The sequence below is a fragment of the Crossiella sp. CA198 genome, from assembly GCF_052078295.1.
Taxonomy (GTDB): domain Bacteria; phylum Actinomycetota; class Actinomycetes; order Mycobacteriales; family Pseudonocardiaceae; genus Crossiella.
In genome coordinates this window covers 453368-480365 of sequence record NZ_JBQJIM010000002.1, presented here as the reverse complement: position 1 = coordinate 480365, position 26998 = coordinate 453368, and the positions used below count along the sequence as shown (strand labels likewise).

Annotated in this window: 28 protein-coding genes; 14 read left to right on the top strand and 14 right to left on the bottom strand. The window is 70.8% G+C overall.

The annotated features are described in order from the left end of the window. Positions 1 to 77: 77 nt before the first annotated feature. The 3 genes from ACTOWY_RS04845 (at position 78) to ACTOWY_RS04835 (ending at position 3753) form a co-directional block, all read left to right on the top strand. Positions 78 to 974 (top strand): hypothetical protein, encoded by an 897-nt coding sequence (locus ACTOWY_RS04845; protein WP_441308376.1) that lies wholly within the window; start codon positions 78 to 80, stop codon positions 972 to 974. Then, positions 974 to 2746 (top strand): GMC family oxidoreductase N-terminal domain-containing protein, encoded by a 1773-nt coding sequence (locus ACTOWY_RS04840; protein ID WP_441308375.1) that lies wholly within the window; start codon positions 974 to 976, stop codon positions 2744 to 2746. The genes ACTOWY_RS04845 and ACTOWY_RS04840 overlap by 1 nt, the downstream gene beginning before the upstream one ends. Before the next feature lie 71 nt (positions 2747 to 2817). Next, positions 2818 to 3753 (top strand): hypothetical protein, encoded by a 936-nt coding sequence (locus tag ACTOWY_RS04835; protein ID WP_441308374.1) that lies wholly within the window; start codon positions 2818 to 2820, stop codon positions 3751 to 3753. A gap of 189 nt (positions 3754 to 3942) precedes the next feature. Here ACTOWY_RS04835 and ACTOWY_RS04830 read toward each other — a convergent pair whose 3' ends face one another. After that, a complete protein-coding gene (locus ACTOWY_RS04830) occupies positions 3943 to 4509 on the bottom strand; it encodes a hypothetical protein (protein ID WP_441308373.1) in 567 nt (188 codons plus the stop codon). 851 nt (positions 4510 to 5360) lie between these two features. On the opposite strand from ACTOWY_RS04830, the gene ACTOWY_RS04825 reads away from it, so the two are divergent. Beyond that, positions 5361 to 8057, top strand: a complete 2697-nt coding sequence (locus ACTOWY_RS04825; protein ID WP_441308372.1) for an aldehyde dehydrogenase family protein — start codon at positions 5361 to 5363, stop codon at positions 8055 to 8057. After that, the gene (locus tag ACTOWY_RS04820) at positions 8054 to 9769 is read left to right on the top strand and encodes a thiamine pyrophosphate-binding protein (protein ID WP_441308371.1); all 1716 of its coding nucleotides are present in this window, start codon (positions 8054 to 8056) and stop codon (positions 9767 to 9769) included. The genes ACTOWY_RS04825 and ACTOWY_RS04820 overlap by 4 nt, the downstream gene beginning before the upstream one ends. Here ACTOWY_RS04820 and ACTOWY_RS04815 read toward each other — a convergent pair. The 7 genes from ACTOWY_RS04815 to ACTOWY_RS04785 form a co-directional block, all read right to left on the bottom strand. Beyond that, positions 9766 to 10335, bottom strand: coding sequence for a hypothetical protein (locus tag ACTOWY_RS04815; protein ID WP_441308370.1), 570 nt, complete (start codon positions 10333 to 10335; stop codon positions 9766 to 9768). The two genes, ACTOWY_RS04820 and ACTOWY_RS04815, sit on opposite strands and share 4 nt — an antisense overlap. After that, positions 10335 to 11123 (bottom strand): ESX secretion-associated protein EspG, encoded by a 789-nt coding sequence (locus tag ACTOWY_RS04810; RefSeq protein ID WP_441308369.1) that lies wholly within the window; start codon positions 11121 to 11123, stop codon positions 10335 to 10337. The genes ACTOWY_RS04815 and ACTOWY_RS04810 overlap by 1 nt, the downstream gene beginning before the upstream one ends. Positions 11124 to 11126: 3 nt before the next feature. Then, the gene (locus ACTOWY_RS04805; RefSeq protein WP_441308368.1) at positions 11127 to 12317 is read right to left on the bottom strand and encodes a PPE domain-containing protein; all 1191 of its coding nucleotides are present in this window, start codon (positions 12315 to 12317) and stop codon (positions 11127 to 11129) included. An 11-nt stretch (positions 12318 to 12328) separates the two neighbouring features. Continuing rightward, entirely contained in the window at positions 12329 to 12913 is a 585-nt protein-coding gene (locus tag ACTOWY_RS04800; RefSeq protein WP_441308367.1) for a DUF3558 domain-containing protein, read from the bottom strand. Beyond that, positions 12906 to 13220 carry a hypothetical protein gene (locus ACTOWY_RS04795; protein ID WP_441308366.1) on the bottom strand — a complete coding sequence of 105 codons (315 nt, stop codon included), beginning with the start codon at positions 13218 to 13220 and terminating at the stop codon, positions 12906 to 12908. Before ACTOWY_RS04795 ends, ACTOWY_RS04800 begins: the two co-directional genes overlap by 8 nt. 142 nt (positions 13221 to 13362) lie before the next feature. Next, positions 13363 to 13932: a DUF3558 domain-containing protein gene (locus ACTOWY_RS04790; RefSeq protein WP_441308365.1), complete on the bottom strand. Its 570-nt coding sequence runs from the start codon at positions 13930 to 13932 to the stop codon at positions 13363 to 13365. Between the two features lie 94 nt (positions 13933 to 14026). Further along, positions 14027 to 14659 carry a hypothetical protein gene (locus ACTOWY_RS04785; RefSeq protein ID WP_441308364.1) on the bottom strand — a complete coding sequence of 211 codons (633 nt, stop codon included), beginning with the start codon at positions 14657 to 14659 and terminating at the stop codon, positions 14027 to 14029. Between the two features lie 230 nt (positions 14660 to 14889). On the opposite strand from ACTOWY_RS04785, the gene ACTOWY_RS04780 reads away from it, so the two are divergent. Further along, positions 14890 to 15645 carry a thioesterase II family protein gene (locus ACTOWY_RS04780; RefSeq protein WP_441308363.1) on the top strand — a complete coding sequence of 252 codons (756 nt, stop codon included), beginning with the start codon at positions 14890 to 14892 and terminating at the stop codon, positions 15643 to 15645. Positions 15646 to 15722: 77 nt separating this feature from the next. Here the strand turns inward: ACTOWY_RS04780 and ACTOWY_RS04775 are convergent, their stop codons facing one another. Together ACTOWY_RS04775 and ACTOWY_RS04770 are read right to left on the bottom strand one after the other, a co-directional pair. After that, the gene (locus ACTOWY_RS04775; protein ID WP_441308362.1) at positions 15723 to 16718 is read right to left on the bottom strand and encodes a sporulation protein; all 996 of its coding nucleotides are present in this window, start codon (positions 16716 to 16718) and stop codon (positions 15723 to 15725) included. A gap of 89 nt (positions 16719 to 16807) precedes the next feature. Continuing rightward, complete coding sequence (locus ACTOWY_RS04770) at positions 16808 to 17503, bottom strand: hypothetical protein (RefSeq protein WP_441308361.1); 696 nt, start codon at positions 17501 to 17503, stop codon at positions 16808 to 16810. Positions 17504 to 17637: 134 nt separating this feature from the next. Here ACTOWY_RS04770 and ACTOWY_RS04765 point away from each other — a divergent pair, with 134 nt between their 5' ends. After that, positions 17638 to 19392, top strand: coding sequence for a protein kinase domain-containing protein (locus ACTOWY_RS04765; protein ID WP_441308360.1), 1755 nt, complete (start codon positions 17638 to 17640; stop codon positions 19390 to 19392). 141 nt (positions 19393 to 19533) lie between these two features. Next, positions 19534 to 20316 (top strand): FHA domain-containing protein, encoded by a 783-nt coding sequence (locus ACTOWY_RS04760; RefSeq protein WP_441308359.1) that lies wholly within the window; start codon positions 19534 to 19536, stop codon positions 20314 to 20316. Between the two features lie 16 nt (positions 20317 to 20332). Here ACTOWY_RS04760 and ACTOWY_RS04755 read toward each other — a convergent pair whose 3' ends face one another. Next, entirely contained in the window at positions 20333 to 21439 is a 1107-nt protein-coding gene (locus ACTOWY_RS04755; protein ID WP_441308358.1) for a serine hydrolase domain-containing protein, read from the bottom strand. Positions 21440 to 21527: 88 nt separating this feature from the next. On the opposite strand from ACTOWY_RS04755, the gene ACTOWY_RS04750 reads away from it, so the two are divergent. The 5 genes from ACTOWY_RS04750 (at position 21528) to ACTOWY_RS04730 (ending at position 23994) form a co-directional block, all read left to right on the top strand. Continuing rightward, positions 21528 to 22004, top strand: coding sequence for a MarR family winged helix-turn-helix transcriptional regulator (locus ACTOWY_RS04750; protein ID WP_441308357.1), 477 nt, complete (start codon positions 21528 to 21530; stop codon positions 22002 to 22004). 215 nt (positions 22005 to 22219) lie between these two features. Then, positions 22220 to 23008 carry a M23 family metallopeptidase gene (locus tag ACTOWY_RS04745; protein ID WP_441308356.1) on the top strand — a complete coding sequence of 263 codons (789 nt, stop codon included), beginning with the start codon at positions 22220 to 22222 and terminating at the stop codon, positions 23006 to 23008. Positions 23009 to 23057: 49 nt separating this feature from the next. Next, positions 23058 to 23558, top strand: a complete 501-nt coding sequence (locus tag ACTOWY_RS04740) for a hypothetical protein (RefSeq protein WP_441308355.1) — start codon at positions 23058 to 23060, stop codon at positions 23556 to 23558. A gap of 120 nt (positions 23559 to 23678) precedes the next feature. Further along, on the top strand, positions 23679 to 23831 hold the full coding sequence (locus ACTOWY_RS04735) for an RGCVC family protein (RefSeq protein ID WP_221489854.1): 153 nt from the start codon (positions 23679 to 23681) through the stop codon (positions 23829 to 23831). Between the two features lie 10 nt (positions 23832 to 23841). Then, positions 23842 to 23994: a DUF6307 family protein gene (locus tag ACTOWY_RS04730; RefSeq protein ID WP_441308354.1), complete on the top strand. Its 153-nt coding sequence runs from the start codon at positions 23842 to 23844 to the stop codon at positions 23992 to 23994. Between the two features lie 52 nt (positions 23995 to 24046). Here the strand turns inward: ACTOWY_RS04730 and ACTOWY_RS04725 are convergent, their stop codons facing one another. Genes ACTOWY_RS04725 through ACTOWY_RS04715 form a run of 3 tightly spaced genes read right to left on the bottom strand, consistent with a single transcriptional unit; the run spans position 24047 to position 26486 of the window. Then, positions 24047 to 24796 (bottom strand): amino acid ABC transporter ATP-binding protein, encoded by a 750-nt coding sequence (locus ACTOWY_RS04725; RefSeq protein ID WP_441308353.1) that lies wholly within the window; start codon positions 24794 to 24796, stop codon positions 24047 to 24049. After that, positions 24793 to 25644: an amino acid ABC transporter permease gene (locus tag ACTOWY_RS04720; protein WP_441308352.1), complete on the bottom strand. Its 852-nt coding sequence runs from the start codon at positions 25642 to 25644 to the stop codon at positions 24793 to 24795. The genes ACTOWY_RS04725 and ACTOWY_RS04720 overlap by 4 nt, the downstream gene beginning before the upstream one ends. Then, positions 25641 to 26486 carry an ABC transporter substrate-binding protein gene (locus ACTOWY_RS04715; RefSeq protein WP_441308351.1) on the bottom strand — a complete coding sequence of 282 codons (846 nt, stop codon included), beginning with the start codon at positions 26484 to 26486 and terminating at the stop codon, positions 25641 to 25643. Before ACTOWY_RS04715 ends, ACTOWY_RS04720 begins: the two co-directional genes overlap by 4 nt. A gap of 140 nt (positions 26487 to 26626) precedes the next feature. On the opposite strand from ACTOWY_RS04715, the gene ACTOWY_RS04710 reads away from it, so the two are divergent. After that, a complete protein-coding gene (locus ACTOWY_RS04710) occupies positions 26627 to 26806 on the top strand; it encodes a hypothetical protein (RefSeq protein WP_441308350.1) in 180 nt (59 codons plus the stop codon). The last annotated feature ends 192 nt before the right edge of the window (positions 26807 to 26998 follow it).

Here is a 26998-nt window from a genome sequence, read left to right as displayed (position 1 = left end):
GCCGGTGCTGTCGCTGTAGGTATGCCAGCACCCCGACCCCGCGGGCACCACCACACCTCCTGCCGCAAGGACGCGGAATGTCCTCCTCTGATCTGGCGCGCCGGGCTTTCCTTGCCCGCATTGGCGTCCTGGGCGCGGTCACCGGAGCGGGGGTGCTGCTGCCACCCGCATTGGCCGCGGCCCCCACCGCCGCTGCCGCCCCACCTCTGCCCATCCTCGTCGACCTGCTCCGCCCCATCCTCGCCGAACTCGCCAGGGACACCCTCAACGGTCTGACCACCTTCGTGGTCCCCGGGCCGGACAGCTACTCCCGTGCCCAGGGCACCCCGGTGTCGAGTCCCGGTGCGCTGGAGATGGGTGCTACCGACTTCATGATCGAGGCACTCGATCACTTCGTGCCGTTCCCGGACCAGCTCGCGAAGCCGCTCTCCATGGCCTTCGTCACCGCGCTCGCCGACACTGGCATCAAGCTCCCGGACAGTCTGCTCGGCCTGATCGACCTGCAAGTGTCCACATTGGACAAAGCGCTGGCGATCGTGCTCCAGAACGACGAGTCGCTGCCGCTCTCGCTGGTGATCGCGCTGCTGCTCAACCTGCTCGCGACGCAGGTGAATCCGTTGGCGCTCAACGGGCTTTTCCTCTCCCCGTTCGCCAGGCTGTCCTTCGCGGACAAGGCTCGGGCGTTCGAGTTGCTGGAGGGGCCGGACGCCGACCTGGTCGCGTTGCTGGACGGGAATCTGCCGCAGCCGTTGCGGGGCAGTGTGTCCGGGTTGTTGAAGTTCGTGGGTGGGGCCCTGCTGGAGTTCCCGGCCTTCGGCGCGTTCTCTGAGTGGAAGGTCTTCGACAAGAAGACGCGCAAGCTCAAGTCCCGGCCACCGGGCTGGCAGCTGACCGGGTACCAGCCCGCCGGGCCGGTTGAGGGCTGGGACGACTTCCGTGGCTACTACCAGGGCCGAACCTCGGTGGAGGACTGATGCGCGACGTCATCGTGATCGGCGCCGGTGGCGGCGGACCGGTCGTGGCCGCGGAGCTGGCCGGGCGTGGCCTGGACGTGCTCCTGCTGGAAGCGGGGCCCCGGCACGCCAAACCCCGCGAAGAATGGACGCACTTCGAGAACGACGCCAACAACCCGCTCACCGGCTACCTGCGCTTCGGCCCGCAATCCCGGGACAAACCCGCCTGGTTCCGGGAAACCCCGCAGAACTCCTTCCTCTGGCAGCTCTCCGGCGTCGGCGGCACCACCCAGCACTACTACGGCAACTGCCCGCGCGCCTACCCCGGCGTGTTCGCCGGTTACGACGGCGCGGACGCGGCCAACTACGACGTCGAGCACCGCTTCCCGTTCGGCTACCAGGATCTCGTGCCCTACTACGAGTGGGTCGAGGCCACCCTGCCGGTGCAGACCGCGGCCATGGGGCTCAAGGAGGAGACCTTCTTCCGCGGCTGCGAGACGATGAACATCCCGGTGCAGAAGACCAAAACCACCCTGGGCGCCTCCTACCGGCCGCAGGAGAACGCGATCCTGCAACCCGGCGGCACCGCAGGCCGGACCACCGACGCGTCGAAGCTGACCTTCCCGATGGCCACCGGCTGCACCTTCTGCGGCTACTGCTTCCAGGGCTGCATGCAGCCCGCGCGGGCCCCGCGCAACCAGTTCGCCAAGCGCTCCACCGACAACAGCTACGTCCCACTGGCCATCACCGCCCCGGCGGTCCGGCCATCGGCCAAGGCCGCGACACTGATCGCGGACGCCTTCGTGACCAGGGTGCACACCGAACGCCGGGGCTCCGCGCTCACCGCCACCGGCGTCACCTGGCGCACCGGCAAAGGCCAGGAACACCGCGAGGACGCCAAAGTCGTGGTGATGGCGGCCGGGTGCACCGAAACCCCGCGGCTGTGGCTCAACAGCGGGCTGCCCAACCCCAACGGCTGGGTTGGCCGCGGCTACACCGACCACCACTTCGACTGGGTCATCGGGCAGTTCGACCGGGACACCGACTCCACCAAGGGCGTCGGCTCCTCCGCGCGCTGCGAGTTCCCCGGCTACGGCGGCCTGGAGAACGTCGGCCTGCCCCCGGCCCTGCAGGCATTCAGCATGACCCTGAGCGACAGCGGCATCCGCGGTCGCTACGGCAACGGCCGCGGCGCCACCGGGCCATGGGACGGACCGGCGGGCAGGCTCATCGGGCCGGAACTCAAGGAGGTCCTGGCCGGCGGGGTCAACCGGCTGCTCAACGTGCTGGTGATCACCGACGACGATGTGGAGGCGCAGAACCGGGTGGTGCCCTCGGTGCTGCCCGCCGACGAGCACGGGCCGATCGCCAAGGTCGAGTTCCGTCAGCGCCAGCGCACCGCCCGCACCCAGCGCAACCGCGAGTACCTGGCCAAACGCGCCACCCAGCTGCTCCGCGGCGCGGGCGCCAAGCGGGTGTTCCGGATCGACTGGGCGCCGCTGATCCTGCACGTGCAGTCCACCATGCGGATGGGCCTGTCCGAGCAGAACAGCGTCACCACCCCGACCGGCGAGTCCAGGGCCGTCCGCGGGCTCTACATCGCGGACAACTCGGCGCTGGCCAACGCACTCGGCGGGCCCAACCCGACGCTGACCACCCAGGCCGTGGCCACCCGCACCGCCGAGCACATCTTCCAGACCCACTTCGGCGGGTCACCGTGGGTGCGCGCGGAATCCCCGATCGTGTCCACCGACCACCGGATCAGCCAGGCGCTGGGCCGCCTCGGCCTGTGACGGCCCCCGGTCCACGGCCTGGCCAGGGCCGTGGACCGGGGTCACCCGGGGCACGTGGAAGACTGCACACCGTGACCGATGCGCCCGAGGCGTTGTGCCGCCAGGCCGCGGCCTACCTCCAGCACGACAAGCCCAAACGCGCCCTGGAAGCAGCCCGGCGCGCCGCCGAACTCAACCGCGACGACGAGGCCCCGCACCGTCTGGCCAGCCTCGCGCTGACCGAACTGGGCAGGCACCCGGAGGCGGTGGCCGCCGCCCGCGAGGCGGTCCGGCTGGCCCCGGCGGACTGGCGTGGCCAGATCGCGCTGGCCGAGGCGCTCGGCGCGGGCGGGGCGATGCTCGACCCACAGCGACCCGAAGGTCACCAGGCGGTGGCCGCCGCCCGCCGCGCGGTGCAGCTGAACCCGGCCGAACCCCGCTGCTTCGAGGTGCTTGGCGACATCGCCCTGCGCGCCAAGCGCTGGGACATCGCCGACCAGGCATACCAGGCCGCGCTCCGGCTCGACCCCGGCAACCAGCACGCCAAGCTCAACCTCGCCCTGGTGCGCGAGCGTGCCGCCGCCCCACCCGCGCCCGCGGGCGGCCAGCTCCCCTCGGCCGAACCACCGTCGCCCCCGGCCACCGTGGTCGCGGCCGTGCTGTGGCCGACCGTGCGCACCCTGACGCTGGTACTCAGCCTCGGCTCACTCGCGCTGATCATCGGCGGCCTGCCAGAGCCCGGCCGCGGCCACGTCTGGCTCGGCGTGCTGCTGCTGGCCGCGACCGGCATCCTGGCCGCCCGGCCGTGGCGCGGGCTGCCGTCCTCCGCTCGATCGAAGCTGCTTCGAATCCTCGGAACCCAACCGCGGCTCGGACTGACCGTGTTCGCGCTCTCGCTGGGTGTGCTGTGCCTGGTGATCTGGACCATTATCTCCTTGTTCCAGCCCGGTGACCTGCAACTTCCCGTGCTGACCTGTCTCAGCTGCGCGGTGGCGGCGGTGCTCGCCCGGCTGCGTCGCGGCTACTAAACGACGTAGTTTCGTTAGTGGGCTCATCCGTCGGAGGGACTATTCGGCGTTTGGGCTCATTCTGAAGCGGTTAAGCCGCATCGGGGACTGGTACCTGAGACAGACGACTTTGGTACGAGGCTGGCTGATACTTGCTCGTGCACCTCGACCATCAACTCACCGCCGGGAGGCGTGCGTGCGCCCGACCCGTCAGCTGCCGACCCGGTCCGCCCCCGCGGTGGCCGAGCGGTCGTCCTTGCGGGCGAAGCTGATCACGCCGTCCACCAGCACGATCAAGGTCCAGATGATCAGCGGGGTGTGCAGTGCCTGGGTCCGGGCCGGGTCGCCGGTCAGCAGGATCGCGCCGCCCATCAGCGTGGCCAGCACCAGGTACATGCGCAGCAGCCGGAACCAGGCCCGCCGTTCCCGTTGGGAGCGCGGCAGTTCCCGCTCCGCGTCCGGGAACACCGGCGCCGGCGCGCCGCGTTTGCGGGCGTACCTGGCCTGGAACCAGCGGTCCAGCTTGCCGATGTGCCGCTTGCCGTAGGCGAGGGAGTAACCGAGGTAGATCGCGGCCAGCGAGTGCGCCAGGTTCGCCGTCCCGCCGCTGAGCAGATCCCAGCTCGCCACCGCCAGCAGCACCAGGTCCACCAGCGGCGTCAGCAGCAGGACCACGGTGGACAACCGCGGCATCCGCAATCCGTAACGCACGAACAGGCCGGCGAACAGCACCGCCCAGAAGGCGAATTCGCAGGCGATGATGACAACGTACAACACGGGATTCTCTCCTGGTGCGCGGCGGGTTTGTGCTGCTTACCAGGCGATTCAAGCACGGTGGCGGCCAGGAGTGGCCGAAGTTGCGTCCAGGGGTGTATAAGCACGCGACCTGCGGTGATCCGGACTGGTCATCCGCACGGACTGGAGGATGACCTCCATATCACCCCCAGGTAGTCCTCCAGAGCTATTACCCGCACTTCACACTGGACGCGGCGGCGGCCGCATGGGAACGTTCCCGTGGCCGGGTTGTCCGGTATTGACCCCCAGCTATACCGGGCCCCGGCCGCCCGAAGTAGCAGCTCCGGCCACGTCTGTCCAGGCATTTGTGCTGGTCAGATGGATATATACGCAGTTTTGACGTTTTTCTGTCAATGGAGTGAATAGTCACACCAATCGCACTGGCGCCGGGCTTTTGCCGGGGCAAGTGTACGGAAACGTTATACGGCGGTTCACGTTTCTTTGACATTCCCCTGACGTTGACCCACGGTCAACCGATCGCGCTCCGTGTATTTACGTTGTCACACAGCGTTAATTGCTTTGAAAATATTGATGTGAACTGCCTTGAACGTGGGTATTGCGACCTGATCGGAGCATGGTTCGTGCTCCGTTCGCCCCAACTTTTTGAAGTGGCCCCCGGTTCGTGTAGTTGGCTCGTTAGGGTGGCTATCGAAGCATCGAAGCATCTGGGGTGGGTGCCAGTAAGTGAGCGGAACAGTCCCGTGGGCGAGTGCGCATCGCGCCCGCTGTTCAGACCGGCGACACGGGGCAACGGGATCTCGATGGTCCCGACGACGGGTGGCGACGTCGTGGTGGCGATGGCTGTGGTGACGTGGGAGACGGCGGTGGATCCTGTGGCAGCGAGACTGGTGACGGCGAACTCGGTGCGTTCGGTGACCGAGGTCGAGCAGGACGCGCTCCGGGTGGCGGCGGTGTTGCGGGGCAGGGGAGTGGCGCCGGGCGACCGGGTGGTGCTCAAGGCGGACAACTCCGCCGGCTACGTCACCGCGCTGCTCGCGCTGGTGCACCTGGATGTGTCGATCGTGCTGGTCGACCACCGGCAGACCCCGGAGGAAACCCTCCGGTTCGCGGGGCTGGCCAGAGCACGGTGGGCAGTGCTCCAGCCGGCCCTGCCCGCCGACGACGCGGGCGTGGGCCCGGCGGGCGCGCTCTACCTGGACGAACTGCTGGCCGATGCCGCCGCGCGCACCGAGGACGTGCTGGGCTCGCTGAGCTTCGTGGACTGGTTCTCCCGCACCGACGCGCTGATCGCCTGGTCCTCCGGCACCACCGGCGACCCCAAGGGCATCGTGCGCTCCGGGCACTCCTTCCTGGGCAACATCGAGCGCACCCAGCAGCGGATGGGCTACACCGAGGCCGACGTGCTGATGCCGCTGCTGCCCTTCTCGCACCAGTACGGACTGTCCCTGGTGCTGCTCTGGTGGGTGGCCCGCTGCTCCTTCGTGGTCGCGCCGTACACCCGTCTCGACCACGCGGTGGACATGGCGGGCCGGTACCGGGCGACCGTGGTGGACGCGACCCCCGCGACCTACCACACCCTGCTCAACCTGGTGCAACGCCGGCCGGACTCGGCCGAGGGCCTGCGCGGGGTGCGCATGTGGTGTGTGGGCGGCGCCCCGCTGGACCGCGCGCTGGCCGACAAGTTCGTCGCGGCCACCGGCCAGCCCCTGCTCGACGGCTACGGCAGCACCGAGGTCGGCAACATCGCCCTCGCCGCACCGGGCAACGCCATCGGCTGCGGCAAGCCGCTGGACGGAGTGGAACTGCTGATCATCAACGAGAACGGCGTCACCGCGGCGCCGGGGGAGATCGGCGAGATCCTGGTCCGCTCCGGCGGTCTCATGCAGGGCTACCTGGCCGCCGACGGCAGCGTGGTGCCCAGGGACAACGACACCTACCGCACCAACGACATCGGCTACGCCGACGCCGAGGGCAACCTGTACGTGGTCGGCCGCAAGTTCGCCGTGCACCGGATGGGCCACACGCTCTACCCGGAAGCCCTGGCCCGCAAGGCCGAGGCCGCGGGCGCGCCGATCAAGGTGGTCGCCCTGGACGACGAGCGCCGCGGCAGCCAGCTGGTCTTCGTGGTGGCCGACCCGGACCTGCGCGAGGCCCGGCACTGGCGCGAGCTGATCTGCGCCGAACTGCCGCCCTACGAGCAGCCCAACCACGTGCTCGTGATCGCGGAGTTCCCGCTCAACGCCAACGGAAAGCCTGACCCCAGGCAACTGGAGCGACTCGTGCTGGACGCCCTGCCCACCCCGCGCAACCGGGTCGCCCAGACCACCGCGGCCGAACCCGTGCCGGACCTGAGCGCGCTGCACTTCCCGGAGCGGGTGCGGGCGATCCAGGCCGTGCTGGACTTCCTGCGCACCAACCCGCAGCAGGTCATCGACGTGCTCACCGAGATCTCCAACCACAAGGCGGTGCTGGAGGAGATCGAGGCGACCATCGGCGCGCTGGAAGGCGCGGTCGAGGAGGTCTCGGCCTACCGGCCCGGCCAGGTCGGCAAGATGGCCGTGTTCATGTCCTCCAACGTGCTGCTCTACTCCTACGCGCTGTACCTGCTGATCCCGGCGCTGTACTCGGAGGAGATCATCTTCCGGCCCTCCGGCCAGGTGCTGGACACCACCCGCCGCCTGCACGAGCTGCTCGCGCCGGTGCACCAGCTGGACGCGGTCGAGCTGACCACGCTCAGCCAGCGCCAGTTCGTCGACGTGCCGGTGGCCGAGGCCGACGTGCTGGTCTTCACCGGCGCCTACCAGAACGCCGAGCAGGTCCGCTCCTACCTGCGCGAGGACCAGCTGCTGCTGTTCTTCGGCCAGGGCGTGAACCCGTTCATCGTGACCCCCGGCGCGGACCTGGACCTCGCGGTGACCGACGCCCTGCGGATCCGGATGCTCAACTCCGGCCAGGACTGCTTCGGCCCGGACGTGTTCATGGTCAACGCCGCCGACGCGGAGCGGTTCACCGACCTGTTGGTCAAGCGGGTGGCCGAGCTGCGCTACGGCAGCTACACCGACCCCGAAGCGGACTATTCTTCCCTCTGCTACGAGACCGCGCTAGAGGCTGCGGCGGACTACCTGCGGATCAACAGAGAACACATCGTGCAGGGCGGCCGGGTGGACTTCCGGTCCAAGCATGTCGAGCCCACGGTGCTCGTGCGCAGGTACAACAAGAAGATGCCCATCGAGGAGACGTTCTCGCCCATCTTCAACCTGGTGGTGTACGAGAACTCGCAGCAGCTCCGGTCCTTCATCAACTCGCCGATCGTGAACGAGCGGGCGATGGCCGCGATGATCTACGGCGACGACCAGGCGGCTGCCGATCTGCTGGCCAAGCGGCACGCGGTCTGCGCCAACATGACGATCTTCGAGGTGGAGAACGGGAACAAGCCGTTTGGCGGCCACGGCGTGGCCGCCAACTACATCGCCTACCGGGGTGAGCGGCACGCCGAACCGATCCTGATCTCCAAGGCGGTCGCCGAACACCTCCCCGCAGCCCAGCAGAGCAGGATGGCCAACGCATGACTGAACAGACCTACCAGGGCGCCTGGAACGCCGCCGTCGACTTCCTCACCGCGGCCGGGGTGGAGACCATCTTCGGCCTGCCCGGTGACGATCTCGGCATGCTGCGCGCCCTGCAGCCCACCGACCGGCGCATCGTGCTGTGCCGGGACCAGCGCAACGCGATCTTCATGGCCACCGGTTTCGCGCTCCAGTCCGGCAAGCCCGGCATCGCCGTGATCGGCAAGGGCCCGGCGGCCGCGAACGCGGTCACCGGCCTGCTGGAGGCGCACTGCTCGGCCGCGCCGGTGGTGGTGCTGGCCGGTGGCACCAGCGTGGAACAGCGTGGCTCCAACGCCTTCCAGGAACTGGACCAGCTCGCGCTGGTGGCGCCGCTGACCAAGTGGGCGCACCGGGTGGACCACCCGGACCGGGTGGCCGCCGCGCTGGAGAAGGCGTTGCTGATCGCCACCAGCGGCACCCCCGGCCCGGTGTACCTGGAGTTCCCGGACCACCTGCTCAAGGAAGAGATCAACCGCACCCGGCCGTGGCACACCCCGGCCGATGTGACCAGGGTCGACCACGCGGTGACCGCCGTGGATGGTGCCGCGCTGGCCGCGATCAAGGCAGCCAAGCACCCGCTGATCCTGGTCGGCGGCGGCATGCGGCACCGCAACGCCGACGGCGTGGTGGAGCGCTTCGCCGAGACCATCGGGGCCGGGATCTACAGCACCGCCACCGGACGCTCCACAGTGGATGAGAACCACGCCCAGTTCTGCGGTCTGGCCGGGCTGTACTCGCCGCAGCAGACCGCGGAGCTGTGGAGCGGCACGGACCTGCTGATCACGCTGGGCTCCCGGCTGGAGGAGACCGCGACCTTCGGCTGGGAGGGCATCGGCACCAGCGTGCCGGTCCTCCAGGTCAACATCGACGCCGGCGGGCTCTCGGTGGAGTTCGCCGGGCCCAAGGTGATCGGCGACGGCGCGGGCACGGTGTCCGCCTGGCTGACCGCGCTGGCCGGGCACACCCCGGACGCGGACTGGGTGGCCACCATCTCCCGCTGCCGCAGCGAGGCCGCCGCGGCCGCGCAGGCCCGGCTGAAGGTCTTCGGCGAGGACGCCTACGTGCACGTGGCCGAGGTGCTCGCGGCCATCGACACGGTGGCCCCCGAGTCCCGGATCCTGGTGCAGGAGAACGGGTTGCAGGACATGTGGTCCTACATCTACCCCTACTACTCCTGCGGTGCGCGCGGCGGTTCGGTGGTGCCCTCCGAGCAGACCACGCTCGGCTTCGGCGCGGCCGCCGCGGCCGGGGTGAAGATCGCCGCCCCGGACCGCCCGGTGATCGCCTTCGTCGGCGACGGCGCGTTCAACCTGTTCCGCAGCGACCTGGAAACCCTGGGCCGGGAAGGCATCGGGGTGGTCTACGTGGTGCTGCGCAACGGCGGCTACGGCTGGCTGCAGTCCCAGCTGGACCAGCACGGCCTGCCGGCCGACCGGTACCCGTTCGTCTCCGGCGAACTGGCCGCCGCCGCGCACGCCACCCCGCCGCGGGTAGAGCAGGTGGTCATCTCGGACAAGGCCGCGCTGGCCGAGGGCCTCGGCCGGGCGGTGACCGCCTCGCTGGAGGGCCGGGTCACCGTGGTGCACGTGCCGGTGGAGCTGTCCGACGCCCCGCCCGGGATCAGCGACCTGGAGGGCGACTTCCCCGGCGGCAACGACAAGGCCGCGCACTAGCTCCCGTGCAGGTACGCCGTGCCGCGCGGGGACAGCCGGTAACCGATCTCCAGGCTTTCGGTCAGGCCCAGCTCCTTGAGCTTGCGCACGTCGTTCTTGAACGCCAGGGTGTCCCGGTCCACCCGGGTGGCCAGCTCGGCCGCCCGGGTGCCGGGGCATTCGGCGATCAGCGCCAGCACCCGCGCCGTCCACGGCCCGTGCTTGGCCCGGCTGTCCATTCCGGACAGTTTCGCGTCCAGCTCGGCGCGGTCGGCCGCGGACAGTTCGTCTTGCTCCCGCAACGAGATCCGCGGATCGGCCCCGGCCGGTCGCAACTCGATCCGGTACAGCGCCGCGTCCGCGCCGGCCCGGAGACCACGTAACAGCGTTGCGCGATCAGGGAATCCGGCCTGCACCGCCTCCGCGTCGGTGAGGTCGGCCACCGGCGTCACCGCGAGGATCCGCACCAGCCCGGCCGCGGTGCGCAGCACGGTGCCCGCGCGCACGCTGGGCCGCCGCCAGCGCCGGAAGGCCAGGGTCACCGTCCCGCCGAGGATGCCGTCCAGAACGGCCGCGGTGAACAGCATCAGTCCTGTGCCAGCTCACCCAGCAGGTGCTCCAGCTGGCCGGTCAGCCGGGTGCCGTCGGCCGGGCTCATCGTGGTCCACGGCGTGCCGTCGGACCCGCGGTGCTCCTCCATCAGGTAGCGCCCGGCCGCGGTGTCGAAGAAGGCCACCACGTGATCGGCCCGGTTGCGCCGCCCCAGCCGGTCGGTCAGGGTCGCGCCGAACTGCCCGCTCTGCTCCGCGCCCTCGATCATCTCGGCCACCGCCTCCGCGTCCGCGGCGCTGATCCCGTTGCCGCGCAAGGCTTCGGCGAAGGACTTGACCGAGCTGCCGACGTTCTGCGCAGCCGTGTCGATCACCGCACTGGGCAGCGACACCGAGTGCCCCGGCCCGGCCGCGCGAGTGGGCAGCAACCCGACCACGGCCCTGGCCAGCCCACCAGGGTAGATCGCCCGCAGACTCAGCACGCCTTCTTCGAGCACGGCCAGCACGCCGTCCGGCCCAGACCCGGCGGCCAGCGCCCGCACCTCGTGTCCCAGCCACAGCCGGGCGTCCACCGCGCGGGCCGGCCGGGCCAGCAGGGTCAGCGCGTCCACCAGTTCCGGCCGGATGCCGCCGTTGCGCACCAGGTCGTCGCGGTGCAGCTCGTCCCAGGCCGCGTTGATCGCCGCGGTGCGCTCGTGCTCCTCGTACCCGTGCGGGTGCACGTGCAGCACCACCGGCATCTCCGGCAGCCGCAGCTTCTCCCACAGCACCTGGTAGGCCGAGGCGGAGAGCCGGAAGGCCGGGGCGGTGTCGATGTCCAGCACGGTCTACTCCTGGTGTTCGCCGATGACCGGCGGCGCGACCAGCCGGTCGTCGGTGAAGATCTCGTCGGAATCGAGCACGTACTGGTTCTCGTGCTCCTCGTCCTCCTCGCCGGGCCGCGCCGCCCCGCCGGGCGCCGCCTGCTGCAGGAACTGCCCGCCCCGCCCAGCCCCCGGCGACCCGGTCCGCGCCGCGGGCACCTGCGTGCCACCGCCGACCCCGGCCGATCCACCGCGCCCCAACGGGTTCCCCGGCGCGCCAGGTCCCCCGGTGGCCCCGCCGAACCCACCGCCGACCACACCGCCGCCGAACCCGCCATACCCGCTGCCGCCACCGGAGACCCCGCCGGAGGAGGCAGGCCCGAAGTTCCCCGGCACGTTCGGCGTGCCCTGGGACGGCACCGGCGTGTACTGGCTCGGCGTCACCGCCGCCACCCGCGGATCGTCCACCCCGGTGCCCGGCCGCTGCGTCCCGTCCTGCGGTGGCGGACCGTCCTGTTGTTGCGGCGCAACGGGAATCCCGCCGTCCGAACCGCTCGGGCCACCGGGCCGCAGCTGATCCCCGCCGCCGCTCGCACCCCGCCGGGCCGGCGCCACGGTCCGGCCGCCCCGGCCACCGGGCCCCGGCGGCGGGGGAGTGACCTGCTGATCCACCGCGACCTGCGGCGGCTCGGAGATCGTCGGCAACGCCCGCACGTTCGCACTGGAGGAGGTCGAATAGGTCGACATCACCTGCGCCGCCCGCAGATGAGCCTCCTTCGCCGCCTCCTCCTCATCTTGCCGATCGGTCTTGACCCCGAAGAAGTTCTTGACCCCCTTGACCGGCGCCCAGTCCTCCCCGGTCTTGACCTCCACCGGCTTGGGCATCGCCGTCTTGGCCGTGCTGAACGCCTCCGCCTGGGACCCGGTGGCCCTGCCCGAGTTCTCCACCGCGGTCCTGGCCAGCTCCAGCCACGGCCCCAGCCCGCCGATGGCCGCCTGCGCGTTGTCCGCAGCCTGCCCCTGCCAGACCCCGCCGAGGGTCTTGAGGCCGGTCTTCAGATCGTTGACCGCGTCGTAAAACCCTTGTGCCAGTTCGGCCTGGAACTTCTTGGCGGGTTCGGCGGTGGCCGGACCGCGGCCCTGTTGCAGGTCGTCGTAGAGCTTCTGATGCGGAACGGCCAGCCAGTTCCGGCACACGTCCAGCGAGTTGAACATGACTCCCCCTGCTACTTCTTCGACAACGTGACCAGCGCGGCCTCGGCGACCCGGCTGGCGCGCTTGCACAACTCCTCGCGACCCAACGGCTGCTTGCGCCCGCCCTCGGCGTAATGCGCGCGCAGCACCTGCCCGTCGGCCACATCCACCTGCACGGTGCAGAACTGGCTGCCCGGCGCGACCTCCGTCCACACCTCATAGCCGGGGTACCCGGAGATACTCACCTGGCGGACCTCGCCGTTGACCCGGCCCGGGGCGAACCGCTCGATGCCCTGCTTGCTGATCGGCACCAGGAAGAAGTTGGTGTTCTCCGCGCGGTTGAGGAAGAAGCAGTCATCGGCGTCGAAGGTGGTGCTGCGCCCGGCCTTCGGCGGCTGATCCACCCCGAGGGCGCTCCGCTGCTGCTCGGACAACAGCTCGCAGGCCACCACCCCGGTCAGGTCGAGACTGCGGGGCCGGGCGGGCTTGGCCGGGGTGGTGCTGGTGGCCGCCTGCACCGAGGTGGTGGTGGCGGTGGGTGCGGCGTTGCCGCCGCCGCATCCGGCCAGGCCGAACGCGAGCACGAGGGCGGTGGCGAGGAAACGGCGGTCAGGCACGCACGTCTCCCGGGAACTTCGTCCGGTTGCCGTCCTCGGAGAGGCGGTACTGCCGCTGCACCGCGGTGAGTTGCTCGATGATCGACTGGAGCCGGTCGCGGAAGGCGGAGATCGCCGCGCTGATGGATCCGGTGCTGCGCAGGTTCCGGTTGTTGAACTCGGTCGCGACATCCCGGCTGACGTCGTCATTGCCCATCGGCTCGATCTGCAGATCGCTCGCGGCCCGGCTGACCAGCTCGTCGATCCGGTCCTTCGTCTGCTGGTACAGCCGGATCGCGGCCGGGACCTGGGCCAAGTCGATCTTCATGCCGTCCACCGACACACTGCCTTGTGGTGCCACCTCAACTACCCCCTGAGATCAGCTCGTCTCAGATCGTAGCCGCGTCAAACAGCCCTCACCGGCCTGTTCGGCCAGCTCAGGCGACTCCACCCGATCGGGTGAGGGGTAACTACTTAGCGCTGGTCAGCGTCCCCAGCGCGGCCTCGGCGACCTTGGTGGCGCGCTGGCAGACCTCGTCCTTGGAGAGCGGCTTGTCGCGGCCCTCCTCGTTGTAGGCGGCGGTCAGCACCCGGTCGGGGGCGGCGTCCAGGTGCACGGTGCAGAACTGCTCGCCGGCGGGCTGGTCGGTGCGTACCCGGTAGCCGGGGAAGCCCGCCACGGTCACCGCGTCGGTCTGGCCAGTGGCCTTGCCGGGGGCGAATTCGGCGATGCCGCGGTCGGCCACCAGCACCACCGACAGGCTGACCTTTTCCTTCTGGCTGACGAAAACACAGCTCGGCGCGTTGAAGGTCGGGCTGGTGCCGTCCTCGGCGGCCTGGTCAACGCCGAACTCGCCCTGCTGCGGCTGGGACAACAGCCCGCACGGCTTGACGTTGTCGAAGGCCAGCTCGCGCGGCCGGGCCGGCGGCTTGGGTGCCTCGGAGTCCGCGGCCGAACTGCCACAACCGGCCAGGCCGATGGCGAGAGCGGCGATCGTCAGGGCGACGAGCGGGCGGCGGCGGTCGTACACGGCGGGCACGGGGGTCTCCTGGCGCTTGTGCGGCCCGGCTCGGTCCGGACCCTGCGTGCCGCGCAGATTACCGAACGTGCGCCGCGGCCTTGTCCGGTGCCTGTCAGGCGTTCCGCACCGTGACGTCGCCGCGGTCCGAACTCGCCGCGATGCCGGGTCCCGGCCCCTGTCGCACCTGGACTTCAGCCTTGCCCAGGCGCTCCTTGACCTTCGTGGTCACCTGGTAGTCCCGGCCGCCCGGCACGGTCACGGTGACCTTGCCGCCCTCGGAATGCGCGGCCAGCCGGTCGAAACCGCCGGTGGCCTCCACCGTGACCTCGCCGAGTTTGGTCCGGACGTCGATCTCCGGCGCGGCCACCCCGGTCAGCGTGATGCCGCCGGTCTTGTTGGCCACCTTGACCTTGACGTCCTTGGGCAGCGTGATGTCCCAGTCCACATCGCATTCGCCCGCGGCGCCGGAGCAGCCGCCCATCAGCCGGAGCGTGTCGCCGTCGGGAGTGAGCGCGGCGTGCGAGCGGCGGGTGGTCTGCTGGGTCAGCGCCCGCTTCACGACCAGCCGGTCGCCGCCGGTGATCCTGATGGTGCCGATCAGGTTCTCCAGGTCGATGGCCTTGATCTCGCTGCCGTACTCGCTGGACTGGCGTTCGACCTCTTCGGTGACCTTGTTGACCGCGGCGCACCCGGCGGCGAGCAGGGCGATCGCGGTGGCGAGCACGACCTTGGCGGGGAACATCACTGGCTTGGCTCTCTTCTGCGCCGGAGGGATGACGGACCGGGTCCGTGGTCCACGCTGTCGGCCCAGGTGTACCCGCCGCGGACCCGGTCGTCGACGCGTGGCGCGGCAAATCGGCCTGGCGGCGGACCCCGGCGGGGCGGGCGTCGGCCTGTGGTCGCACCGGGTTCGCGACCTGCGGCCGCGTAGGGTCGGACAGCGACTCATCCCCCTGACTCGCGGAGGTCGCCGCGGTGCGCGGACAGACATCGGTGGCCCGGCCCGAGCCGCGCCCGGAGGCCACCCGGCTGCTGATCGGCCTGAGCTACGCCGGCGGCGGCACCGCCCCGTTGCGGCCCTGGGCACAGGCGGTGCCCGCGGACACCGAACTCGTGCTGGTCTGTTACCCGGGGCGGGAACGGCGATTCACCGAGGCGCTGCCCGCGGTCTTCGGCGACCTGGTCACCGATGTGGTGGCCACGGTCCGGTCGGTGGCGCGGGCGCCGTTCGTGCTTGCCGGGCACAGCATGGGCGCGCTGGTCGCGTTCGAGACCGCGGCGCGGCTGGAGGCGGCGGGCGGACCAATGCCGTCAGCGCTGGTGGTGTCCGGGCACGCGGCACCGCCGCACCTGGGCTTCGCCGGGGACACCGGGCCGGTGGCGCGGCACGCCGATGACGAGCTGCTCGCCTGGATCCGGGAGTACGGCACGCTGCCGGAGGAGATCCTGGAAGATCCGGATCTGGCCGGGGTGGTGCTGACCGCCTTCCGCGCGGACCTGGCGCTGCACGGCACCTACCGCTACACGCCAGGCACCCGGGTGCAGGCCCCGGTGCAGGCGCTCGTCGGCGCGCGGGACCCGGTGACCCTGGCCGGCGCGAGCCGCTGGCGGGAGGTCGCGGCCGGGGACTTCCGGGTGGACGAGCTGCCGGGCGCGCACTTCTACACCGAGGACGTGTGGCCGCACCTGCCCCGGCACATGGCCGCGCTCACCGGGGCGAACCTGGTCTGAGACAAGGAAAAAGGGGCGGCCCCGCAGGACCGCCCCGATTCCTCGCTCAGCGCGGATCAGTCATGACCCGCCCGGACTCACTCGTCGTCGCCACCGAAGAAGTCGCCGACCTCGTCGATCATCTCGGCGGCCACAAAACCGCCGACCACACCGGCCGCACCGGCGGCGACCATGCCGCCCACGCCCATGCCGCCACCGCGGCGGCCGTGGTCGTCGTCGTGGTCGCGGTAGTGCTGCGGGTGGCCCCCGCCGTGGCCGTAACCCTGCTGGCCGTAGCCGGGCTGGTTGCCGTAGTGCTGGGCCATCCGGCCCGCGGCCTGGCCGATCCAGCCGTCCAGGTGCGCGGCCCAGTCAGTGCGCTCGGCCTCCTGGTGGGCGAGGTGGAAACGGCCGAAGGCGTCGCCGCCGGAGCGGAACAGGCCGCCGCGCTTGTCCGCCTCCAGGACCACCACCAGCTCACTGGGGTTGGCCACGAAGGTCAGCTCGACCTCGTTGATCCGGCCCGCGTACTGACCGGGCGGGAAGAACTCGATCTCCTGGTAGAACGGCAGTTCCTGGCGCACGCCGTGCAGGTGGCCCCGCTCGACGTCGGCGTTGCGGAACTGGAAACCGAGCCGGCCGAACGCCTCCAGCACCGCGTCCTGGGAGGGCAGCGGGTGCACGTGCACCGCGTCCAGGTCGCCCTTGTCCACGGCCTTGGCCACCGACAGCTCGGTGCGCACGCCCACCGACATGCCGCGCAGCGGGGCGCCGCCGACGATGGTCAGCGGGGTCTCCCACGGCACCGGGAGCTGGAACGGGATGCTGCGCGCTTCACCCTCGCGCAGCTGGAACCGGCCCGCCACCGCGACCCGGAAGAACTCGACAGCGGTGTTGTGCTCGCTGTCCCCGTGTTCGACCTCCATGCGGGTCACCAGGGACAGGGTCACGTGTTCGATCTCGACGTCGCTGCTGCCGCCGGAGAGGCGGACCTCACCGGAGAGCTGCCCGCCCGGTCGGCAGTTGGGGTCGTGGAGCACCGTGTCCACGGTCGGCCCGCCAACGCCGAAAGCCTGGAGCATCCGCTTGAACACCAGAAACCGTCCTTATCCCCTGTGTTGATGGTGTAGCCCAGCGTAGGGCCAACGAACGGGACGAACGCCGCGTTCCCGTCACCGGGGTTTCACTGGAGTCTTTGCCGTTCCTTCACCTCGCGCCAGCGCAGGACCAGCGCGTATGCCACCAGGAACAGCACGCCGGAGTTGCACAGGTGCCACAGGAAATGGGTGCCGATGACGATGTCGCCGCAGACCGGGCCGTCCACCGTGCGCAGGAACAGCGACACCGCGAACAGCGCCGCGGTCAGCCCGAACCACTTCCGGTACTCGCGCAGCGACTCGTCAGGGTGGAAGCCCAGCGCGACGGCGAAGACGATCATGGTGACCAGCGCGGGCAGGTACTGGCCGCCGCCGGCGCCGATCAGGCCGCCGAGGGTGAAGGAGATCAACTGCCCGGCCACCAGGTAGGCGGGCACGCCGAGCCAGGCCCACTTCCACTTCAGGCCCCAGAACCAGTGCAGGAAGCAGACCACGTAGAAGTGGATGAACAGCGCGATGAAGCCGACGTCCAGCAGCACCGACCAGCGGTTGGCGAAGGTGTGGAAGGCCAGACTGCCCAGGCCGATCAGCAGCAGCAACGCGGCCAGCGTGTGCAGGCTGGCCGGGGCGGACGGGCTGTCCGGGCCGCGACGGCGGATGAGCCACCACAGCACCAGCGCGGCGATGATGAACCCGCCGTTGCTCAGCGCGTTGAGCGGCTCGCCCCACAGACCGGGGGCCACGCGTTCGCAGTAGTTGTCCAGCGGGGCGTTCCAGTCCACGTGATCACCCTGGCAGGCATCCGGCCAGCCGACAACGTCACAAACAGGTGTAAGCCCACGCTGACCACCGGCCCGCCCGTTGTGGTCACTCCCGGTGCGCGGGAAGGTTGCACACCGTGTGGTCAGGAGCGGAGATGCGGGCTGGGCAGGTCGTCGCTGGCCGGTACCGGCTGGAGGGCCAGGTCGGCGCCGGTGGCAACGGAGTGGTGTGGCGGGCCACCGACGAGCACCTGGACCGGTTGGTCGCGCTCAAGCGGGCCCTGCCCGGCCCCTCCGGCCAGCACGGGGAACAGCTCCAGCAACTGCGCCGGGAGGCCCGGCTGCTGGCCCAGCTCAACCACCCGCACATCGTCACCCTCTACGACGTGCTGGACGACGGCGCCGAGTGCTGGCTGGTGCTGGAGTACGTGCCGGCGCGCAGCCTGGCCGAGCACGGGGTGCTGCCGCCGGAACTGGTGGCCAGGCTGGGCGCGCAGATCGCCGACGCGCTGGCCGCGGTGCACGCCAAGGGCATGCTGCACCGGGACATCACCCCGGCCAACATCCTGATGATCTCCGAGGACGAGGCCAAGCTGGGCGACTTCGGCATCTCCCGGCTGCTGGCCGGGGAGGAGACGGTGACCGGCTCCTCGCTGCTCGCGGGCACCCCCGGCTACGTCGCGCCGGAGGTGGCCAACGGCGGGGACCCGATCGCGGCCTCGGACATCTTCTCGCTGGGCTCCACGCTGTACGCGGCGGTGGAGGGCGCCTCCCCGGTCGGCGGCAAGACCGACAACCCCTTCCTGCGGTTGCGCCGGGCCGCCGAGGGAAGGCTCACGCCCAGCCGCAACAGCGGTCCGCTGGCGCCGGTGCTGACCGAGATGCTGCGGGTGGACCCGAAGCGCCGCCCGGACGCGGCGACCACCCGGCGGCTGCTGGCCGACCTGACCGGGGCTGGTCGCCGGGCCCGGCAGACCGCGCTGCGCCGGTGGCTGCTGAGCGCGGGCGCGCTGGTGGCGGTGCTGGCCCTGGTCACCTGGCTGGTGCTGGTACCGCGGACCGGGGACCAGACGGCCTCGCTGATGGGGGACCAGCGCACCGCCGACCCGTGCAAGCTGTTCGATCTGGCGGGGCTGAGGAAGTTCGGCGACGTCAACCTGACTCCCGACGAGTACCGGTTCGACCGGTGCGATGTCATCGTCAAGGTCGACGACACGAGCAGGGAAACCCCGATCACGTTGGTGCTCGGCACCACCTCCCCGACCAACCGGCCGCAGGGGCAGGTGGAGCAGCGGGGCAGGTTCAGCGTGCTGCGGGAAACGGCGGTGCCGGGCCGCTGCGCCCGGCGCTTGCTACTGCCCGAGAACTACGAGATCGCGATCTCGGTGCGGGTGAAGACCGTGGTCGAGGCCGATCTCTGCGGGATGGCCGACGCGGTGGTGGAGTCGGCGAGCGCGGTGCTGGCCAAGGGGCAGATCCCCCGGCGGGAATCGTATCCGGATTCGCTGGCCAACCAGGACGCGTGCGCGGCGGGGACGTCCGCGCGGTTCCCCCGGCTGCCCGGGATCGACCCGGCCGGCCCTGAGCCCGGCTTCGGCCGGTTCAGTTGCACCTGGGCCAACGCCGACCGCTCCGAGACGCTGCAACTGGACCTGGCCAGGAGCAACCCGTTCACTGAGGCGAGGGGCACCACCGGCACCGTCGCCGGGCGGGAGGCCTTCGTCGACCAGGAGATGGATGAGTTCACCGACGGCTGCCGGGTCCGGGTGGCCACCCGCTCGTACCCCAACGCCTACGGCTCGATCAAGCTCGACGCGGTGTTCGTCCTGGTCACCAGCAAGCACAAGCCCTATGCCGAGCGCTGCGCGGTGGCCAAGGAGCTGGCCGCCGCGTTCTTCCCAGCAGGCTGACCGCACGGACGGCTTGCCGACACCCCCTGGAACCGGCAAGCCGTCCGCTGTTGCGGCATCGTTCTACCGCGACTCGCCGGGGATTGATCCCGGCGCTCATGCCGCATGCTGGCGCGGTCAGCGGGACGGGAGGAGGCCGGGATGGGAGAGCGTCCGGGGGTGCTGCCGCCCGCGCACCACAGCCTGGCCTGGGGCATGGCCGGTGGCGCGCCGGGCACGCTGAACGTGCTGGCGGTGGCCGGTGGCATCACGGTCGGCCCGCGGGAGGGCCGGGAGGTGCTCTTCGGCCGCAACCGGCCGGACGTGCACGTCTGCGTTGGCGAGAACGACCGGCGGATCAGCCGCAGGCACGGCTGCGTGACCTACCGGGACGACCAGTGGTGGCTGAGCACCCTGGGCAGGTTGCCGGTGCGGTTGCCGGGGGCCCGGTTGCTGTTCAACCAGGACGAGCCGATCCCGCTCGGTCCCGGCTACACCCCGGTGTTCGTGCGTGGCTCCAACCACCGGGAGCACCTGCTTGAGGTGCACGTGCAGGGCGCGGCCGAGGACGGGCGCGGACCCGAGCACGAAGCCTCGACCCGGCCGCCGAACATCTGGGCGCTCTCACCGGTCGAGCAGCTCGTGCTGGTGGTCCTCGGCCAGCGGTACCTGCTGCACGAGGCGTATCCGACCCCGCTGTCCTGGCGGCAGGCCGCCGAGCACCTGACCGAGATCCGCCCGAGCGAGGAGTGGACCTCCAAGCGGGTCGAGCACCTGGTGCTGAGCGTGCGCAACCGGCTCAGCCGGGGCGGGGTGCCGGGCCTGACCCGGGAGGAGATCAACCACCCGGTGGGCAACACCGTGAACCACAACCTGATCCGCGAACTCCTGGAGAGCACCACGCTGGTGCCGCCGGACCTGCGCCTGCTCGGCTACGCGGACTGAGTCCCACCAAGCGTCGTCACAGGCAGGAGTAGACCGCGGGGACCAGCCGCTGCCATCGCGGATCCGCGCCGTGCAGGGTGGTGATCGTCCGGTCCGGGGTGAAGCCGAAGCCCAGCCGGGCGTCCGGATCGGCGAAGCCCAGCGCGCCGCCCGCGCCCGGGTGGCCGAAGACGCGCGGACCGGGGGAGAAGGGCCGGAGTTCGCCGGGCAGCATGAAACCCAGGCTGAACCTGGTGTGCCCGCACAGCACCGCGTCCCGGCCAGCCGAGCGCTCCTCGGTGGCCCCGGCCAGCGAGCCGAGCAACGGGGCCTGGGTGCGGACCAGGCCGCCGTACAGCTCGGCGATCGCGCGGGCGCTGCCGTGGCCGTTGGCGGCCGGAATCTCCGCCGCCCGCCAGCGCGGGTCGCTCACCAGATCGGGGGTCAGCAGGTCGGGCGGGTTGACGAAGGCCTGCGCCGCCATCGAACCCGGCGCGCCCATCGCGGCCAGCAGCTCGCTGCCGGGCGCGCCCGCGGCGGGCGGGATGAACGGCGCGGCGACGGTTGACACGGCGCGGTGGGCTTGCTCGGCGGGCAGACCGATGTGCAGGTCCAGGCCGAGATCGGCGACCAGTTCGCGCGGAGTCCGGCCGGAAGCCCGGCGCAGCACTTCGCCGAGGAGCCAGCCCCAGGTCACCACGTGGTAGCCGTGCCGCTCGCCCGGCGGCCACCAGGGCGTCTCCGCGGCCAGCGCGGTGGTCATCCGGGCCCAGTCGAACAGCGCGCCCGCGGGCTGGGTCGCACGCAGCGCGGGCAGGCCGGCCCGGTGCGCGAGCAGCTCGGCCACGGTGATCGCCGACTTGCCCCCGGCGGCGAACCCGGGCCAGTAGTCGATCACCGGCGCGGCCGGGTCCAGTTGACCGCCTTCGATGAGCTGGTGCGCGCACACCGCGAGCACGCCCTTGGTCACCGAGAACAGGTTCACCACGGTGTCCCGCTGCCAGGCGCCGCCCCACAGGTCGACCACGGTCCGCCCGTCCACCCGCACGGACACCGCCGCGCCGCGGTCCTCGCCCGCGGCGAACCCGGCCGCGAAAGCCTCCCGCACCGGGGTGAACGCGGGATCGCAGTAGCCGCCGACCATCGGATCCGTCCTCTCCTGGGTACGCTGCCCGGAACTAGTCAACCATAGTTACGCAACCATGGTTTCATATACTGCGGAGGGATCGCCCGTGCTCGACCCGGCCGATGATCTGGTGCTGCTGTTCACCGCGCTGTCCGCGGCCGCCGACGCCGAGGTGCGGCGGCGGGTGGCGGCGGCCGGGTTCACCGGGCTGCGCCGCTCGCACGGCTACCTGTTCCAGCACCTCATCCCCGGCCCGGCCCGGATCTCCGAGCTGGCGGCCAAACTCGGCCTGACCCCGCAGGCGGTGTCCAAAACGGTGACCGAACTGGAGCAGCTCGGCTACGCCCGGCGCAGCGTGGGAGCGGGCGATCAGCGCAGCCGCCTGGTCGAGCTGACCGCGCGGGCCACCGGCGCGATCGAGGCGGCCCGGACCGCGCGAGCTGATCTTCGAGCCACCTACCAGGACATTCTCGGCGCGGCGACGGCCGAGGCGGTGACCGAGGGGCTGCGGCGGCTGGCCACCGAGACCGGGGCCCTGGCCGAGCTGACCGCGCGCCGGTTGCGGCCCATACACGGGTCCTGACGCTCTGTGGTTACCCAGTGGTATCTGTCACCAAAGACCGCCCATTGAACCCCAGAGGCTTGCTTCCCGTTGTCACCGGTGGTTACCGTCCCGGCCGAACGTCACGGTTCGGTCACGCGAGACAACCTTGAGGTGGACCCCGAATCCGCCTCAACACCCGGATCCCCCGCCGGGTGGTCTCGACCGGGCTCCCCGAGACGGAAAGGCAACGAGTCTTGGCTCGACATAGAGCCCGCGCCACACCCCCGAAGTGGCGCGGAAGCACGCTGGCGGCTGCCGCCCTGACCACCTCCGTGGTGGTCGGCGCCCCGTTCCAGCTGATGACGTCCTCCTCTTCCGAGGCCAACACCCCCGAGCCGGTCGACCTGCAGGCGAACCTCGCCGCGGTCGCCCGCACGGCCCCGGAAGTCCTGCCCAGGGCGGTCACCACCGACCCCGGCATCGAACTGGCGAAGCTGGCCAAGGCCGAGCGGATGGCCGATGAGCGCCAGGCCGCCGTGACCGCCAAGGCCGACGCGGAGAAGGCGGAAGCGGACAAGGCGGAAGCCGAGAAGGTCGCCGCCGAGGCCGCCAAGCGGGCCGCCGCGGCCGCCGCCAAGTCCACGATCAAGGCCAGTGGCGAGTTCGTCCGGCCTGCCGAAGGCCGGTTCACCTCGAACTTCGGCATGCGCGGCGGGACCATGCACTACGGCGTGGACATCGCCAACTCCATCGGCACCCCGATCCTGTCCGCCGCCGCGGGCACCGTGGTCGAATCCGGCCCGGCCAGCGGCTTCGGCCTGTGGGTGCGGGTGCAGCACAACGACGGCACCATCACCGTCTACGGCCACATCAACGCCTCCATGGTCCGCGCGGGCCAGAAGGTGCAGGCGGGCCAGCAGATCGCGACCATGGGCAACCGCGGCCAGTCCACCGGACCGCACCTGCACTTCGAGGTGTGGGCGCCAGGCGGCAAAAAGGTGAACCCTGGCACCTGGTTGGCCGAACGCGGCATCCGGCTCTAACCCCGATAGCGGCTGGTGACAGGCCCGGGGTTCATAGCAGTCTCGGACCATGATCCGGGTGGGCGGTGGACGTGCGCGGCATCGCGCGCGTCCACTGTCCGACGCCCAGGCCGAACACCTCGTCGCGGTGATCGCCACCGCGGAGTGGAAGCGGATGGTGCGCCGCCGGACCATCGACCTGGCCGGGTCGGCGCTGTGGACCTCCTTCCAGTTCGGCCTGCGCCCGGCGAGCTGTCGCCGGCTCGCCCGCCAGTCCCGGCGGTTGTTGTCGCCGAACGTCTTCCGCCGGGCCACCGCCCGCGTCGGCGGGTTCCTGCCCGGCCGCTGGTCGGTGGAACGCAAGATCGCCAACCGGGTGCGCCGGAGCTGCCGGTTGCCCGCCGGACAGGGCAGGCTGGCCACCGCGCGGGCATTGCAGGTGCTCGGGCTCTACGCGTGCGTGCGCATGCAGCGGCCGCCCGCGGAATGCCAGTGCCTCAACGACCTCACCAAGGAGCTGTCCCCGCAGGGGCTGACCCGCAGCCTGCGTGAGGCGCTGGGCCGGGTCTAGGCGGGCACCGTAGAGTGAGCCCTACCGAGGGTATGTCGCGCGGAGGCAGTCAAGCCGACGCCGCCTTGGGCGCACCACAATGCCCGGTCGCCGAGTGCGGCCGGAGGCGGGAGCGCCGGGATGATCCCGATGGCCTCAGATCTCCAGGACGGCGAGGACGTCGTGTGCGTTGCTTGCCAGCATGCGTGGAGCAGTCACGACCAGATCGCCGCGCGGTTCTGCGCGGCGTCGGCAAGCAGTGGACTCGACCGAGGTTGTGTCTGCACGGGTTAGGAGCAGTCTCATGACCGCCACCATCACTTCCCTCTACGAGCGCCGGGTCGAGCTGGTCAGGACGACCCTGAAGGAACACTCGAAGATGAGTGACAAGGCCGCGCTCGAACTGGCCGAGCATGTCCTCTACGCGATGGACCACATCGCCGAGACCGTCCGCTGACCGGCGGCGCGCTCCGGGCGGATCCTCTCCCGGAGCGCGGCCACCGTAGGGCCTAGAGCCGGCCCGCGGCGATGATCCGGCTGAGAAACTGCCGGGTGCGGGGTTCGACCGGATCGCCGAGCACCTGGGCAGGCGGGCCCTGCTCCAGCACCACGCCGCCGTCGAGGAAGACCACCCGGTCGGCGACCTGTTTGGCGAAGCCCATCTCGTGTGTGGCCATCAGCAGTGTCCGCCCCTGCCCGGCCAGTTCCCGCACCAGGGCGAGGACTTCGCCGACCAGTTCCGGGTCCAGCGCGCTGGTGATCTCGTCCAGCAACAGCAACCGGGGTTCGTAGGCCAGCGCGCGGGCGATGGCGACCCGCTGCTGCTGACCGCCGGAGAGCCGGTCCGGGTAGCTGTTCGCCTTGTCCGCCAGCCCAACCCGCTCCAGCAGGGCCAGCGCCTGCGCCTCGGCCTGCTCCTTGGCGACCTTGTGCACGACCCGGGGCGCGAGGGTCACATTGTCCACAACGGACAGATGCGGGAACAGGTTGAACGCCTGGAACACCACGCCCATCCGCCGCCGGGCCAAGTCCGGATCGGTGCGTGGGTGCGAGATGTCGTTGCCGTCCAACAGGATCTGGCCGTCGTCCAGTTCCTCCAGCAGGTTCACGCAGCGCAGCAGGGTGGACTTGCCAGAGCCGGACGCGCCGATCAGTACCACCACCTCGTGCTCGGCGACATCGAGATCAACCCCGCCCAGCACCAGATTCCCGTGATATCGCTTGACCAGATTCCGCACTCGCAACACTGGTTCGCTCATGCCAAACCCCCACCACTCTGCCGCCGCGCGGCGCGGGCGCTCGCCCAGTCGGCCAGTCGCCCCGAGGGCACCGCCAGCAGCACGAACAGCAACCCGGCCAGCACGTACGGGGTGAAGTTGTAGGCGGTGGCCGAGGAGATCTGCGCCGCGCGCACCGCGTCCACCGCACCCAGCACCGAGATCAGCCCGCAGTCCTTCTGCAGCGCGACAAAGTCGTTGAGCAGGGGTGGCAGCACCCGGCGCACCGCCTGCGGCAGCACCACGATCCGCATGGTCTGGGCGTGCGTCAGCCCGATCGAGCGGGCCGAGGCGCGTTGCGAGGGGTGCACCGAGTCGATGCCGGCCCGGAACACCTCGGCCACGTAGGCGGAGTAGACCAGCACCAGCGCGATCGAGCCCAGGATCACCGGCTCGTTCGGGATGCCGGTCAGCCGCAGGCCAGGCAGGCCGAAACCGACCAGGAACAGCACGATGATCAGCGGCAGCCCGCGGAAGAGGTCCACGTAGCCGGTGGCCAGCGCGCGCAGCGGGAACCACACCGGGCCGCGCAGGCTGCGCAGCGCGGCGATGCCCAGGCCCAGCGCCAGGATCAGCACCTCGCACACCACGAGCACCCGGATGTTGAGCCACAGCCCGTCCAGCACCGCGGGCAGCGCCTTGACCGCGGCGTCGTAGCTGAAGAAGGTCTCCCGCACCCGCGGCCAGCCCGGCGCGCTGGTGATCACCAGCCAGGCCGCGACCGCGAAGACCACTGTGGACAGCAGCGCGACCGCGGTGGAGCGGTGCCTGCGGGAACGCTGGTAGGCCAGGCGTTCCCGCTGGATCGGACTGGGTTCCAGTGCGGTCACGAGAGTTCCGGCGCCTTGCCAGCGGTGGCCAGCCACTCCTGCTCCAGCTTCTTCAGCGTGCCGTCCTCGCGCAGCGCGTCCACGGCCTTGGAGAAGCAGCCGGTGAGCGCACTGCCCTTGTCCAGCACCGCGCCGAACTGCTCCGGCTTGCCACTGCCCGCGGGCAGCTGACCGACGATGACCGCCTCGGAGATCTCGGCCGAGGTGATGTAGAACGCGGTGGGCAGGTCCACCACCAGCGCCTGGATCTGGTTGTTGCGCAGGGCCTGCTTGGCGTCGTCGTTGGTGTTGTAGACCGCGGCCTGCTTCTTCGGCTTGATCTGGTTGCTGACCGCGTCATAGCTGGTGGTGCCGACCTGGGCGCCCAGGGTGAACCCGGCCAGTTCGGCCACGGACTTGGCGGTGGCGGCCGGGGACTCCTTCAGCGCGACCACGGCCTGGCGCACGGTGTAGTAGGCGGCGGAGAAGTCCACCGCGTTGCGCCGCTCATCGGTGATGGAGAACTGGTTCAGGTCCGCGTCGAAGGTCTTCGGACCGGGCTGGATGGCCGCGTTGAACGGCACCCGCACCCAGGACACCTCCGGCTTGGCGAACCCGAGCTTGCCCGCGATGGCATAGGCCACCGCCGACTCGAAGCCCTTGCCACTGGCCGGGTCGTTCCCGGCGAACCACGGCTCGTAGGCGGGTTCGTCGGTGCCGAAGGTGAGTTTGCCCGCGGCGACGGTCTTCAGCGAGCCCTTGGCACAGTCCGACGGATTCGCTGGTCCGGGCTGGTCAGCCGGGGCGCAGGCAGTGGCGGCCACGGCCAGGGCAAGGGTGGCGGCGAGCATGGAAACGCGCATGCTGCGCATCTTGCCCCAGGGCGCCCGGGAACCGGAGGTGCCATGCGTACGTTCCAATGGGCGGACACGTTCCCGGCGATTCGGACATCCCCCGTCCGGGTAAACCGGGAACACCCGACCGCTGAACTTGAGGAGTTGAGATGGCCGGACTGTTCTCCAAGCTCGCCCGCTTCGCGTCAAGCCCGAAGGGCCAGCGCCTGATCCACCAGGCCCGCAAGCACGCCGCCAAGCCCCGCAACCGAGCCAAGCTCCAACGCCTGCTCGCCCGCCTCACCGGCCGCGGTCGCGGCGGCGGCCACGGCGGCGGCTACCGCCCCTAACCCACAAACACCCGCGGAGAGCCTCACCTCTCCGCGAGTGTTGGCCGTTGTCGTACGCCGAGTTGGCCGTTATGGACGGCGAGTTGGCCGTTATGGACGGCGAGTTGGCTGTTGTGGGGCGGGGCGGAGGGGTGAAACCCCCACGACGAGGGCTCTCGTGTCTTCTCCGTACGGCCTGGAGCATGCAGACCA